Genomic DNA, 14,455 nt, shown 5'->3' on the forward strand with positions numbered 1-14,455 from the left:
TTAAAGTTTATTGCTTGTTCTGTGGTAACGAGGCGCCGGCGAGGGCCGGCGCCACGGGGACTTCAATTAACCGCCCTTCTTCATCACCGCATCGGCGATGTTGTTCGGGGCTTCGGCGTAATGGTCGAACTCCATCGTGAACGTCGCGCGACCCTGGGTCAGCGAACGGATCGTGGTGGCGTAACCGAACATCTCACCCAGCGGCACCATCGCGTTGATGGTCTTGCCCGACGGCGTGTCGTCCTGGCCCTGGAGCAGGCCGCGACGACGGCTCAGGTCGCCCATCACGTCGCCGACGTACTCTTCCGGCGTCACGACTTCGACCTTCATCATCGGCTCGAGCAGGACCGGATCGGCCTTGCGGAAGCCTTCCTTGAACGCCATCGACGAGGCGAGCTTGAACGCCATTTCCGACGAGTCGACGTCGTGGTAGGAACCGAACACGAGCTTGACCTTCACGCCCACGACCGGGAAGCCGGCCAGCGGACCGCTGGTGATCGTCTCGCGCAGGCCCTTCTCGACCGCCGGGATGAACTCCTTCGGAATCACGCCGCCGGTGATGTCGTTGACGAACAGGAAATCGTTCTCGACATCCTCGTTGGCACGATCGGCTTCGTTCATCGGCGACAGCTCGATGACGACGTGGCCGTACTGGCCCTTACCGCCCGACTGCTTGGCGTGCTTGTAGTCCGACTTGACGTCCGACTTGCGGATGGTCTCGCGGTACGCCACCTGCGGCTTGCCGACATTGGCCTCGACATTGAACTCGCGACGCATGCGGTCGACGATGATGTCCAGGTGCAACTCGCCCATGCCGGCGATGATGGTCTGGCCCGACTCTTCGTCCGTGCGAACGCGGAACGAGGGATCTTCCTGCGCCAGACGGCCCAGGGCCATGCCCATCTTTTCCTGGTCGGACTTGGTCTTCGGTTCGACCGCCATCGAGATGACGGGCTCCGGGAAGATCATGCGCTCGAGGGTGATGACGTGATCCTGCGCGCACAGCGTGTCGCCGGTGGTCACGTCCTTCAGGCCCACGGCCGCGGCGATGTCGCCGGCGCGGACTTCCTTGATCTCGTCACGCTGGTTGGCGTGCATCTGCAGGATGCGGCCCACGCGCTCCTTCTTCGACTTGACCGGGTTGTACACCTGGTCGCCGGAGTTGAGCACGCCCGAGTAGACGCGGAAGAAGGTCAGCGAACCGACGAACGGGTCGGTCATGATCTTGAAGGCAAGCGCGGAGAACGGCTCGGTGTCGAGCGCCTTGCGGGTGTCTTCCTTCTCGTCTTCGTCGATGCCCTGGACCGGCGGACGGTCGGCCGGCGACGGCAGCAGGTTGATCACGCCGTCGAGCATGGCCTGCACGCCCTTGTTCTTGAAGGCCGAGCCGCAGAAGACAGGCACGATCTCGACGCGCAGCGTGCGCTCGCGCAGACCAGCAACGATCTCCACTTCGCTCAGCTCGCCTTCGTTGAGGTACTTGTCCATCAGCTCTTCGGACGCTTCGGCGGCGGCTTCGATCATGAAGCTGCGCGCTGCCTCGGCCTTGGCCTGCAGGTCCGCCGGGATCTCGCGGTACTCGAACACGGTGCCCTGCGAGGCGACATCCCAGTGGATGGCCTTCATCTTGAGCAGGTCGACCACGCCTTCGAAGCCGTCTTCGGCGCCGATCGGCACCTGCATCGGCACGGCGTAGGCGCCCAGGCGCGAACGCAGCTGCTCAACGACCTTGTCGAAGTTGGCGCCGGTACGGTCCATCTTGTTGACGAATGCCATGCGCGGCACCGAGTACTTGTTGGCCTGACGCCACACGGTCTCGGACTGCGGCTGCACGCCACCGACGGCGCACAGCACGAACACCGCACCGTCGAGCACGCGCAGCGAACGCTCGACTTCGATGGTGAAGTCGACGTGGCCAGGGGTGTCGATGATGTTGAAGCGGTGCTCAGGCAAGGACTTGTCCATGCCCTTCCAGAACGCGGTCGTAGCGGCCGACGTAATGGTGATGCCGCGCTCCTGCTCCTGTTCCATCCAGTCCATCGTCGCTGCACCTTCGTGCACTTCGCCGATCTTGTGGCTGACACCGGTGTAGAACAGGATGCGTTCGGACGTGGTGGTCTTGCCGGCATCGATGTGGGCCATGATGCCGAAGTTGCGGTAACGCTCGATGGGAGTGGTGCGAGCCACGGGACCCTCTCGTAAGTTTTCGAATTCCAGATGGCCGGACGCCGCCTCAAAGGCGGCCTCCGGTTCGCATGGCGGCTTTCTCGCCGCCGCGGCAGCACATGTCGTGCTGCTGAGTGGGACGACCCCCTATATGGGGGCGCCCGGCTCAGATCACCAGCGGTAGTGGGCGAACGCCTTGTTCGCTTCCGCCATGCGGTGGGTTTCTTCGCGCTTCTTGATGGCGCCGCCGCGGCTTTCCGAGGCGTCGATCAGTTCGGCAGCGAGCTTGCGCGGCATGGTGTTCTCGCCGCGCTTGCGCGCCGACTCGATCAGCCAGCGCATTGCCAGCGCCATGCGACGCGAAGCACGGACTTCGACCGGCACCTGGTAGGTGGCACCGCCGACGCGACGCGACTTCACTTCGACCGCAGGCGAAACGTTGCCCAGTGCCTTCTCGACGAGCTCGAGGGCATTGGGGTTCTTCTCGCTGATGACATCCATCGCGCCGTAGACGATCTTCTCGGCGACCGACTTCTTGCCGCTCTGCATGACCATGTTGATGAAACGGGCGATCGTCTCGCTGCCGTGCTTGGGGTCCGGCAGGACCGAACGCTGAGGGGTGGAACCTTTACGCGACATGGTGCGTACCTATTCTCGTGATTCTTGTACGGAGACCGAAACGGTCGTCCGGCTTAGGACTTCGGACGCTTGGCGCCGTACTTGGAGCGGCTCTGGCGACGCTTGGCGACACCGGCGGCATCGAGCGAGCCACGCACGGTGTGGTAGCGCACGCCCGGCAGGTCCTTGACGCGACCGCCGCGGATCAGCACGACCGAGTGCTCCTGAAGGTTGTGGCCTTCGCCGCCGATGTACGAGATGACCTCGTAACCGTTGGTCAGGCGCACCTTGGCGACCTTACGCAGAGCCGAGTTCGGCTTCTTCGGGGTCGTGGTGTACACGCGGGTGCAAACGCCACGACGCTGCGGGCAGTTCGCGAGCGCCGGCGAGGCACTCTTGTAGGTGGTCGCCTGCCGCGGCTTGCGGACCAGCTGATTGATCGTCGCCATCTGGAACTCTTTGAAGAAGGCCTGGATTGGCCTTTCGTGGAAAAACGAACGGCACGCCGGGGCAACCCGGCATACCGAGACGAAAAAGTATAGCCCGCGTCCGACGTCACCGTCAACGCGAGCTAAACCGTGTGTTCCGCCCGGGCCGCCGAAGGCAGCCTGCGAGGTCGGAACTTCACTGCGATCCCGCCCATCCTGGGCCGAACACGAGGCGCATCCTGCATCCTCATTTCGTGATCTGGACGACCCCACGAGGGGGCTGTCGGTATTTCCGTAATTGTAACCGGATTTGCCGCGCCAATCCAAGCCGGCCAGGCCAATCCGGGGTGGGAACAGGGCGGGAAATTCCCGCCCTGCCCCGTCTGCTGCTTACGAGGCGCTCGAGTCGCCTTCGACCTCGGCCACTTCCGCGGCGACCGGCTCGATCGCCGAAGCGACCGGTGCCGACAGCGCTTCCATTTCCGAGTCGGTCAGGCCCGACGCGTTCTTGCGACGCAGCGTGTGGTACGCCAGACCGGTACCGGCCGGGATCAGGCGACCGACGATCACGTTCTCCTTCAGGCCGCGCAGACCGTCACGGGTGCCGCGGACGGCAGCCTCGGTCAGGACGCGGGTGGTCTCCTGGAAGGAGGCCGCCGAGATGAACGACTCGGTCGCCAGCGAGGCCTTGGTGATGCCCAGCAGGACCGGCTCGTAGCCGGCAAGGATCTCGTTGCGACCGGCCAGGCGGGCGTTCTCTTCGATGAGACGCTGACGCTCGACCTGCTCGCCGTTGAGGAACTTGCTGTCGCCCTGGTCGGTGATCTCGACCTTGCGCAGCATCTGGCGAACGATCACCTCGATGTGCTTGTCGTTGATCTTCACGCCCTGCAGGCGGTAGACGTCCTGGATTTCCTTGGTCAGGTACACGGCCAGCGGCTCGACACCAAGCAGGCGCAGGATGTCCTGCGGGCTCGGCTCGCCGTCCACCACGGTCTCGCCCTTCTCCACGTGCTCGCCTTCGAACACGATGATCTGGCGGTACTTGGGGATCAGCTCTTCGTGCTCGTTGCCGTCGGTGTCCTTGATGATCAGGCGCTGCTTGCCCTTGGTGTCCTTACCGAAGGAGACGATGCCCGAACGCTCGGCCCAGGACCGCCGGGTCCTTGGGCTTGCGCGCTTCGAACAGGTCGGCAACGCGCGGCAGACCACCGGTGATGTCGCGGGTCTTGGACGCTTCCTGCGGGATCTTGGCGACCACGTCGCCCACGCCGACCGGCGCGCCGTCCTGCAGGTTGACGATCGAGCGCGGCGGCAGCAGGTACTGCGCCGGCAGGTCGGTACCCGGAATCGACAGGTCCTTGCCGTTCTTGTCGACGATGCGGACGATCGGACGCAGGTCCTTGCCCTGCGAACCGCGACGCTTCGGATCGGTGATCTCGCGCGAGGCCAGGCCGGTCAGTTCGTCGGTCTTCTCGATCACGGTCACGCCATCGACGAAGTCGATGAAGCGAACGAAACCGGCGACTTCCGAAACGATCGGGTGGTTATGCGGATCCCAGCTGGCCACGGTCTGGCCGGCCTTGATCGAAGCGCCGTCCTTGACGTTGACGGTGGCGCCGTACGGCAGCTTGTAGCGCTCGCGCTCACGGCCATGGCCGTCGAGCACCGACAACTCGCCCGAACGCGACACCGCGACCAGGTGGCCGCCGGCGTGATCGACGTGCTTGAGGTTGTTGAACTTGATGCTACCGGTGGTCTTGACCGTGACGTTGTCGATGGCGGCGGCACGCGATGCGGCACCACCGATGTGGAACGTACGCATGGTCAGCTGCGTACCCGGCTCACCGATCGACTGCGCGGCGACAACGCCGACCGCTTCGCCGTGGTTGACCAGGTGACCGCGACCGAGGTCGCGACCGTAGCAGTGGGCGCAGACACCGAACGAGCTGCGGCAGGTGATCGTCGAACGGACCTTGATCGACTGCACGCTGGCGTCGTCGAGCTTCTGCACCCAACCCTCGTCGAGCAGGGTGTTGCGGGTGACGATCGGCTCTTCGTCGTTGCCCGGCAGGAACACGTCCTCGGCCACGACGCGACCCAGCACGCGGTCGCGCAGCGGCTCGACCACGTCGCCGCCTTCCACGATCGGAGTCATGGTCAGGCCTTCCAGCGTGCCGCAATCGTCCTCGGTGATCACCACGTCCTGCGCCACGTCGACGAGGCGACGGGTCAGGTAACCGGAGTTCGCCGTCTTCAGCGCGGTATCGGCCAGGCCCTTACGGGCACCGTGGGTCGAGATGAAGTACTGGAGAACGTTCAGGCCTTCGCGGAAGTTCGCGGTGATGGGCGTCTCGATGATCGAGCCGTCCGGCTTGGCCATCAGGCCGCGCATACCTGCGAGCTGACGGATCTGGGCCTGCGAACCACGGGCGCCGGAGTCGGCCATGATGTAGATCGAGTTCATCGACTTCTGGTCGATGGTCTCGCCCTTGGCGTTGAGCACCTTCTCGGTGCCGATCGCGTCCATCATCGCCTTGGCCACGCGCTCGTTCGTGCGCGACCAGATGTCGACGACCTTGTTGTAACGCTCGCCGGCGGTGACCAGGCCCGACTGGTACTGCTCCTGGATTTCCAGGACCTCGGCTTCCGCCTCGGCCAGGATGCCCTTCTTCTCGACCGGGATCAGCATGTCGTCGATGCCGATGGAGACGCCGGCGCGGGTCGCGTAGGCGAAGCCGGTGTACATCAGCTTGTCGGCGAACACGACCGTGTCCTTCAGGCCGAGCATGCGGTAGCAGGAGTTGATCAGTCGGCTGATGTTCTTCTTGGTCAGCTCGACGTTGGCCAGCGCGAACGGCAGGCCCTCCGGCAGGATCTCGCGCAGCAGGGCGCGACCCACGGTCGTGTCGACGATCGAGGTCTTCTGCTCACTGGTGCCGTCGTCGTTGTTCACCGTCTCGGTGATGCGGACCTTGCACTTGGCGTGCAGCTGCACGACGCGGTTGTCGTAGGCGCGCTTGACTTCGGCGACGTTGGCGAACGCCATGCCCTCGCCTGCCTTGTTCTCAAGGCCGCGGGTCATGTAGTACAGGCCCAGAACGACGTCCTGCGACGGCACGATGATCGGCTCGCCGTTGGCCGGCGACAGGATGTTGTTGGACGCCATCATCAGCGCACGCGCTTCCAGCTGGGCTTCCAGCGAGAGCGGCACGTGGACGGCCATCTGGTCACCGTCGAAGTCGGCGTTGAACGCGGTGCAGACCAGCGGGTGCAGCTGGATCGCCTTGCCTTCGATCAGCACCGGCTCGAACGCCTGAATGCCCAGGCGGTGCAGCGTCGGTGCGCGGTTCAGCAGGACCGGATGCTCGCGGATCACCTCTTCGAGGATGTCCCACACCTCGGCCTCTTCGCGCTCGACGAGCTTCTTGGCGGCCTTGATGGTGGTGGCCAGGCCACGGCGCTGCAGCTTGGCGAAGATGAAGGGCTTGAACAGCTCGAGCGCCATCTTCTTCGGCAGGCCGCACTCGTGCAGGCGCAGCGTCGGGCCGACCACGATGACCGAACGGCCCGAGTAGTCGACGCGCTTGCCCAGCAGGTTCTGGCGGAAACGACCCTGCTTGCCCTTGATCATGTCGGCGAGCGACTTGAGCGGGCGCTTGTTGGTGCCGGTGATGGCACGGCCGCGACGGCCGTTGTCCATCAGCGCGTCAACCGACTCCTGCAGCATGCGCTTCTCGTTGCGCACGATGATGTCGGGCGCATTGAGTTCGAGCAGGCGACGCAGGCGGTTGTTGCGGTTGATGACGCGGCGGTACAGGTCATTGAGGTCGGAGGTCGCGAAGCGGCCGCCGTCCAGCGGAACCAGCGGACGCAGGTCCGGCGGCAGCACCGGCAGCACGGTCATGACCATCCACTCCGGGCGGTTGCCCGACTCGAGGAAGGCTTCGACCAGCTTGATGCGCTTGGTGAGGCGCTTGAGCTTGGTTTCGCTGTTGGTCGAGGAGATCTCTTCCTTCAGCTGGACCATCTCCGACTGCAGGTCGATCGTGCGCAGCAGCTCGTAAACGGCCTCGGCGCCCATGGCGGCCTCGAAGTCGTCGCCGTGCTCCTGGCGCGCCTGCAGGAACTGCTCTTCGGTCAGCAGGTTGCCGCGCTCGAGCGCGGTCAGGCCCGGCTCGGTGACGACGTACGCTTCGAAGTACAGGATGCGCTCGATGTCACGCAGGGTCATGTCCAGCATCAGGCCGATGCGCGAGGGCAGCGACTTGAGGAACCAGATGTGCGCGACCGGCGAAGCCAGGTCGATGTGGCCCATGCGCTCGCGACGGACCTTGGCCAGGGTGACCTCGGTGCCGCACTTCTCGCAGACGACGCCGCGGTGCTTCATGCGCTTGTACTTGCCGCACAGGCACTCGTAGTCCTTGATCGGACCGAAGATGGCGGCGCAGAACAGGCCGTCACGCTCGGGCTTGAACGTGCGGTAGTTGATCGTTTCCGGCTTCTTCACTTCGCCGAACGACCACGAACGGATCAGGTCGGGCGAAGCCAGCGCGATCTTGATCGCATCGAAGTCGATGGTCTGTCGCTGCTGGTTGAACAGATTCAGAAGGTCTTTCATGGTTTTCTCCGGGAATCGGGAATAGAGATCGGGGAAGCGTCAGATCGGGCTTCTGGGCGGGAGCCGGTCGCTTGCGCGATGGCCGGCTCCCTTCCGGACTGCCCTGAGTTTCCTCAGTTCTCTTCCAGCTCCATGTTGATCGCGAGCGAGCGGATTTCCTTCACAAGCACGTTGAAGGACTCCGGCATGCCGGCGACCATTTCGTACTCGCCGTCGACGATGTTCTTGTACATCTGGTTGCGGCCCTGCACGTCGTCGGACTTCACCGTCAGCATTTCCTGCAGGGTGTAGGCCGCGCCGTAGGCTTCCAGCGCCCAGACTTCCATCTCACCGAAGCGCTGGCCACCGAACTGCGCCTTGCCGCCCAGCGGCTGCTGGGTGACGAGCGAGTACGGACCAGTGGAACGGGCGTGCATCTTGTCGTCGACCAGGTGGTTCAGCTTCAGCATGTGCATGTAGCCGACCGTGACCGGACGCTCGAACGACTCACCGGTGCGACCGTCGAACAGCATGGTCTGGCCGCTGGTGGGCAGGTCGGCGAGCTCGAGCATGCGCTTGATCTCCGACTCGGCGGCACCGTCGAACACCGGGGTTGCCATCGGCACGCCATCGCACAGGTTCTTGGCGAGCGTCAGCAGCTCCTCGTCGCTGAACTGGGTCAGGTCGACGCGGTCACCGGCGATCTTGGTGTCGTGGTTGTAGATGTCGTCGAGGAACTGACGCAGCTCGGAGACCTTCTGCTGTGCTTCCAGCATGCGCTGGATCTTCTGGCCCAGGCCCTTTGCGGCCCAGCCCAGATGCACTTCGAGGATCTGGCCGATGTTCATACGCGACGGCACGCCCAGCGGATTGAGCACGATGTCGACGGTCTGGCCGTCGGCGGCGTACGGCATGTCCTGCACCGGCACGATGGTCGACACGACACCCTTGTTGCCGTGGCGGCCGGCCATCTTGTCGCCCGGCTGGATGCGGCGCTTCACCGCGAGGAACACCTTCACCATCTTCAGCACGCCCGGTGCGAGGTCATCGCCCTGGGTGATCTTGCCGCGCTTGTCGGCGAAGCGCTTCTCGAACTCGGCCTTGTGGACCTCGATCTGCTTCTGCGCGCGCTCGATGGCTTCGACCGCTTCCTCGTCCTTCATGCGCAGGGTGAACCAGTCCTTGCGGGACAGGCCTTCCAGCACGAGCGAGGTGACGGTGTCGCCCTTCTTCAGGCCACCGCCGCCGTTGGCGACGCGACCGATCAGCTGAGTGCGCAGGCGGTCATAGATGGCCGCTTCGAGGATGCGGTACTGGTCGTCGAAGTCCTTCTTGACGCGACGGATCTCGTATTCCTCGATCTGGCGCGCGCGCTTGTCCTTCTCGATGCCGTCGCGGGTGAAGACCTGCACGTCGATGACGGTGCCGTCCATGCCCGGCGGAACGCGCAGCGAGCTGTCCTTAACGTCGGAGGCCTTCTCGCCGAAGATCGCGCGAAGCAGCTTCTCTTCCGGGGTCAGCTGCGACTCGCCCTTCGGCGTGACCTTGCCGACCAGGATGTCGCCGGCACGCACTTCGGCGCCGATGTAGACCACGCCCGACTCGTCGAGGCGGTTGAGGGCCTGCTCGGAGACGTTCGGGATGTCGGCGGAGATTTCCTCCGGTCCCAGCTTGGTGTCGCGGGCGACGCAGGTCAGCTCTTCGATGTGGATCGTGGTGTAACGATCCTGCTCGACCACGCGCTCGGAGAGCAGGATCGAGTCCTCGAAGTTGTAGCCGTTCCACGGCATGAACGCGACCAGCATGTTCTGGCCGAGCGCGAGCTCGCCGATGTCGGTCGACGGACCGTCCGCCAGCACGTCGCCGCGCGCAACCACGTCACCGACGTTCACCAGCGGACGCTGGTTGATGCAGGTGTTCTGGTTGGAGCGGGTGTACTTGATCAGGGTGTAGATGTCGACGCCGGCATCGGTCTCGCCAACGATTTCCTTCTCGTTGACCTTGACCACGATGCGGCCTGCGTCGATCTGCTCGATCACGCCACCACGACGGGCATTGACGGTCACGCCCGAGTCACGCGCCACGGCGCGCTCGATGCCGGTACCGACCAGCGGCTTCTGCGCACGCAGCGTCGGCACGGCCTGGCGCTGCATGTTGGCGCCCATCAGTGCGCGGTTGGCGTCGTCGTGCTCGAGGAACGGCACCAGGGCCGCAGCGACCGACACGGTCTGCATCGGCGAGACGTCCATGAAGTGGATCTCGCTCGGCGGACGCAGCATCGACTCGCCCTCGTAACGGCAGGCGACGAACTGGGCGGTGATGTTGTTGTCGTCGTCGGTCGGTGCATTGGCCTGGGCGATGACGTACTCGTTCTCTTCGATCGCCGACAGGTACTCGACGGCGTCGGTGACGCGGCCGTCGATGACCTTGCGGTACGGCGTCTCGAGGAAGCCGTAGCGGTTGGTGCGGGCGAACACGGCGAGCGAGTTGATCAGGCCGATGTTCGGGCCTTCCGGCGTCTCGATGGTGCAGACGCGGCCGTAGTGGGTCGGGTGGACGTCGCGGACTTCGAAGCCGGCGCGCTCACGGGTCAGGCCGCCAGGGCCTAGGGCCGAGACGCGACGCTTGTGGGTGACTTCCGACAGCGGGTTGTTCTGGTCCATGAACTGCGACAGCTGCGAGGAGCCGAAGAACTCCTTGATCGCGGCGGCCACCGGCTTGGCGTTGATCAGCTCCTGCGGGGTCAGGCCTTCGGACTCGGCCATCGACAGGCGCTCCTTGACCGCGCGCTCGACGCGGACCAGGCCGACGCGGAACACGTTCTCGGCCATTTCGCCGACCGAACGCACGCGACGGTTGCCCAGGTGGTCGATGTCGTCGACGGTGCCGCGACCGTTGCGGATCTCGGTCAGCACACGGATCACGTCGAGGATGTCGGACGTGGCGCCGTTGGCGTTGCGCAGGCGCACCGACTCCTCGTCCTTGCGCTCGGCAAAGTACTTGGCGTCATAGAGCACCGAAGCGCCCTCGGTTTCCTTGCGGCCGAGGCGACGGTTGAACTTCATCCGGCCCACGGCCGACAGGTCGTAGCGCTCGAAGGTGAAGAACAGGTTGTGGAACAGGTTCTGCGCGGCGTCCTTGGTCGGCGGCTCGCCCGGACGCATCATGCGGTAGATCTCGACCAGCGCTTCCAGCTGCGTCTTCGACGGATCGATGCGCAGGGTGTTGGACAGGTAGGCGCCACGATCGAGGTCGTTCACCCACAGGGTGCCGACCGCGTCGATGCCGGCCTTGCGGAACGAGGCCAGCTGGTCTTCGTTGATCTCGTCGTTGGCCGTGGCCAGCAGTTCGCCGGTCTTCGAGTCGACGACGTCGTGCGACAGGATGCGGCCCACCAGGTAGCTGTCCGGCACGGCCAGGGCGGCAATACCCGAGGCCTCCAGTTGCTTGACGTGGCGCGCGGTGATGCGCTTGCCGGCCTCGACGATGATCTTGTCGCCGTCGGCCAGGTCGAAGTCGAGCGTTTCACCGCGCAGGCGCTCGGAGACCAGCTCCCACTGCACGCCCTCGGGCATGATGTGGAAGGTGTTGATCTCGAAGAACTCGCGCAGCATTTCTTCGTTGTTGTAGCCCAGTGCGCGCAGCAGCACGGTCACCGGCAGCTTGCGGCGACGGTCGATACGGGTGAACAGCGCATCCTTCGGGTCGAACTCGAAGTCGAGCCAGGAACCGCGGTAAGGAATGATGCGGGCGCTGTACAGCAGCTTGCCCGAGCTGTGGGTCTTGCCGCGGTCGTGGTCGAAGAACACGCCCGGGCTGCGGTGCAGCTGCGAGACGATGACGCGCTCGGTGCCGTTGACGATGAAGGTGCCGTTGTCGGTCATGAGCGGAATCTCGCCCATGTAGACCTCCTGCTCCTTCACGTACTTGATGGCCTTGGTCGACGACTCACGGTCGTAGATCACCAGGCGCACGGTCACGCGCAGCGGGGCGCCGTAGGAGAGGCCGCGGTTACGGCACTCGCGCTCATCGAACGGCGGATCGCCCAGCTTGTAGCCGACGTATTCCAGCGCGGCATTGCCGCTGTAGCTGGCGATCGGGAACACCGACTTCAGGGCCGCGTGCAGGCCGCGGTCGGCGCGCTTGGCCGGATCGATGTTTTCCTGCAGGAACTCGCGGTACGAGTCGACCTGGATGGCCAGCAGGAAGGGAATTTCGAGGATGGATTTGCGCTTGCCGAAATCCTTGCGAATTCGCTTCTTTTCGGTGAACGAGTAGATGGCCTTGGAGGCCGTCGTCATGGAAGCTGTGGTCATGGTGAGCTACCGCCTCGGAGATTTTCGGTGGTTCGCCTGCGCGGCAAACCGGGGGATCAAAATTGCCAGTGGGAAGTCGCTGGTATTGCCGGCACCAGCACGCCTTCTCCCGCTACTTCCGACTGTCAACTCGTTGGGTAACGCTTGTTTCCGCCGCCCCTTGAAGGCATCCCTTCAAGAACGGCCAAAGGCCGGGGACTTTCGTCCCCAGCCTCAGGTGGTCGCCAGTACTACGCTCTTAACCAAGAGCCGGCGACACAAGTACTGAATTACTTCAGCTCGACCGATGCGCCGGCAGCCTCGAGGTCCTTCTTGAACTTCTCGGCGTCGTCCTTCGAGACGGCTTCCTTGACGGTCTGCGGAGCACCCTCGACGAGGTCCTTCGCTTCCTTCAGGCCCAGGCCGGTGATGGCGCGGACGGCCTTGATGACTTCGACCTTCTTCTCGCCGGCAGCCTTCAGGATGACGTTGAACTCGGTCTGCTCTTCGACGACGGCGGCGGCAACGGCCGGGCCGGCAGCGACGACCGGAGCGGCGGCGGAGACGCCGAACTTCTCTTCGATCGCCTTGACCAGCTCCATCACCTCGAGAAGGGTCTTCTCGGCAATGGCGTCGACGATCTGTTCGTTGGACAGGGACATGTTATTAACCTCTGGAAATTGATCTTACGAATCGATTAGTAAAGCGAGCTTCGAAACGGGTCGGCGGGACGTTAGATAACGTGTTACGCCGGTTCCGCCACTGCTTCGGCTTCGGCGTCGGCAACATCGCCACCGCCCTGCTTGTCGGCCACTGCCTTGACGGCGCGGGCGAACATCGTTGCCGGCTCGTTGAGGACGCGGGCCAGCATGGCCAGAGCCTGTTCGAGGGTCGGCAGCGAAGCGAGGACTTCGACGTGGCTGGCCGGATAAACCTGGCCACCCATCGCGACGACCTTGGCCTGCAGCTTGTCGTTACCCTTGGCGAATTCCTTGATCAGACGACCGGCAGCGCCGGGTTCTTCCATCGAGAATGCGTACAGCAGCGGACCGGTGAGCACGTCTTTCGCGCACTCGTACTCGGTACCGACGACGGCGCGCGAAGCCAGGGTGTTCTTGACAACTTTCAAGAAAACGCCGGTTTCACGAGCCTTCTTGCGCATCGCGGTCATCTGACTGACCGTGGTGCCCGCGTACTCGACAGCAATCAAGGAGTGGGCCTTGGCGGCGACTTCTGCCAGCTCGGCTACTACTTCTTGCTTCTGGGACAGATTGAGAGCCATTGCACTCCTCCAAATGAACTCCGCTTACGGCTCCTGCCGCTTGCGGTCCTGGGCGATACCGTCCCTGGCATCGGGGATGCGCGAACATCCCGGTGGTGGCCACTCCAGAAAGATTTCCAGAAGGCACCATCTACGCAGGCTGACCCGAACGAGTCCGGATTAAGCAGCCCCGCTTCCACCGACGGCGATTCCTTGCCATGTCGAGCATCCATGCCCGTCGCCGGTAGGCGCTGACCGCACCTGCGGTCTTTGACGGCTATCGCTTCGAACCCGAAGGTCTTGGCGATGCCCTCAAAATTTTGTCTCCGGCGTGTTCCCCGGAGACGTGTTTCTTACTGACGCTCGCGCAAGCGCGAGCGCCTTGCATCACTTGAGCGTCAGCGTGCCCTCGTCCACGGCAACGCCGGGGCCCATGGTGGTGCTGATCGAGATCTTCTGCAGGTACTGGCCCTTGGCGGACGACGGCTTGGCCTTGATCAGGTCGAGCAGCAGCGCGGTCAGGTTTTCCTTCAGCGAGGCGTCTTCGAAGGAAGCCTTGCCGATGGTGCAGTGGATGATGCCGGCCTTGTCGGTGCGGTAACGCACCTGGCCGCCCTTGGCGTTCTTGACGGCTTCGGCCGGGTTCGGCGAAACGGTGCCGACCTTCGGGTTCGGCATCAGGCCACGCGGGCCGAGCACCTGGCCCAGCTTACCGACGACGCGCATGGCGTCCGGGGTGGCGATGACGACGTCGTAGTTCAGGTCGCCGGCCATCATCTTCTCGGCCAGGTCGTCCATGCCCACGGCTTCGGCGCCAGCGGCGATGGCTTCGTCAGCCTTCGCACCGGCGGGGGCGAACACCGCCACGCGCACCGACTTGCCGGTACCGGCCGGCAGCACGGTCGAACCGCGAACCTGCTGGTCGGACTTCTTCGCGTCCACGCCCAGGCGCACGGCAACGTCGACGGACTCGACGAACTTGGCCTTGGTGGCGGTCTTCACGATCTTGAGTGCGTCGTCGATGGCGTAGGTCTTGCCCGGGACAACTGCGGCCTTGATGGCCTTTTCGCGCTTGGTCATTGCCATG

The 14,455-nt window shown here is 64.2% G+C and carries 7 protein-coding genes and 1 pseudogene; all 8 read right to left on the reverse strand.

Going from position 1 to position 14,455, the window contains the following annotated elements; genetic code table 11:
• Positions 1-66 precede the first annotated feature (66 nt).
• The 8 genes and pseudogenes from fusA to rplA all read right to left on the reverse strand — a co-directional run bounded on the left by fusA (position 67) and on the right by rplA (position 14,454).
• Entirely contained in the window at positions 67-2,187 is a 2,121-nt protein-coding gene (gene fusA, locus HIV01_RS08805) for an elongation factor G (RefSeq protein WP_200606510.1), read from the reverse strand.
• A gap of 150 nt (positions 2,188-2,337) precedes the next feature.
• Complete coding sequence (rpsG, locus tag HIV01_RS08810; RefSeq protein ID WP_200606512.1) at positions 2,338-2,805, reverse strand: 30S ribosomal protein S7; 468 nt, start codon at positions 2,803-2,805, stop codon at positions 2,338-2,340.
• 53 nt (positions 2,806-2,858) lie between these two features.
• Positions 2,859-3,233, reverse strand: a complete 375-nt coding sequence (rpsL, locus tag HIV01_RS08815; RefSeq protein ID WP_036115437.1) for a 30S ribosomal protein S12 — start codon at positions 3,231-3,233, stop codon at positions 2,859-2,861.
• 369 nt (positions 3,234-3,602) lie between these two features.
• Positions 3,603-7,833, reverse strand: a pseudogene (rpoC, locus tag HIV01_RS08820) (DNA-directed RNA polymerase subunit beta').
• Between the two features lie 113 nt (positions 7,834-7,946).
• Positions 7,947-12,113, reverse strand: coding sequence for a DNA-directed RNA polymerase subunit beta (gene rpoB / locus HIV01_RS08825; RefSeq protein WP_207527168.1), 4,167 nt, complete (start codon positions 12,111-12,113; stop codon positions 7,947-7,949).
• 284 nt (positions 12,114-12,397) lie between these two features.
• On the reverse strand, positions 12,398-12,769 hold the full coding sequence (rplL, locus tag HIV01_RS08830) for a 50S ribosomal protein L7/L12 (RefSeq protein ID WP_200606516.1): 372 nt from the start codon (positions 12,767-12,769) through the stop codon (positions 12,398-12,400).
• A gap of 83 nt (positions 12,770-12,852) precedes the next feature.
• Positions 12,853-13,389 carry a 50S ribosomal protein L10 gene (gene rplJ, locus HIV01_RS08835; RefSeq protein WP_158733601.1) on the reverse strand — a complete coding sequence of 179 codons (537 nt, stop codon included), beginning with the start codon at positions 13,387-13,389 and terminating at the stop codon, positions 12,853-12,855.
• Positions 13,390-13,755: 366 nt separating this feature from the next.
• Positions 13,756-14,454, reverse strand: coding sequence for a 50S ribosomal protein L1 (gene rplA, locus HIV01_RS08840; protein WP_207527150.1), 699 nt, complete (start codon positions 14,452-14,454; stop codon positions 13,756-13,758).
• Position 14,455: the final 1 nt, after the last annotated feature.

Source organism: Lysobacter arenosi, assembly GCF_016613475.2.
GTDB classification, from domain to species: Bacteria; Pseudomonadota; Gammaproteobacteria; order Xanthomonadales; family Xanthomonadaceae; genus Lysobacter_J; species Lysobacter_J arenosi.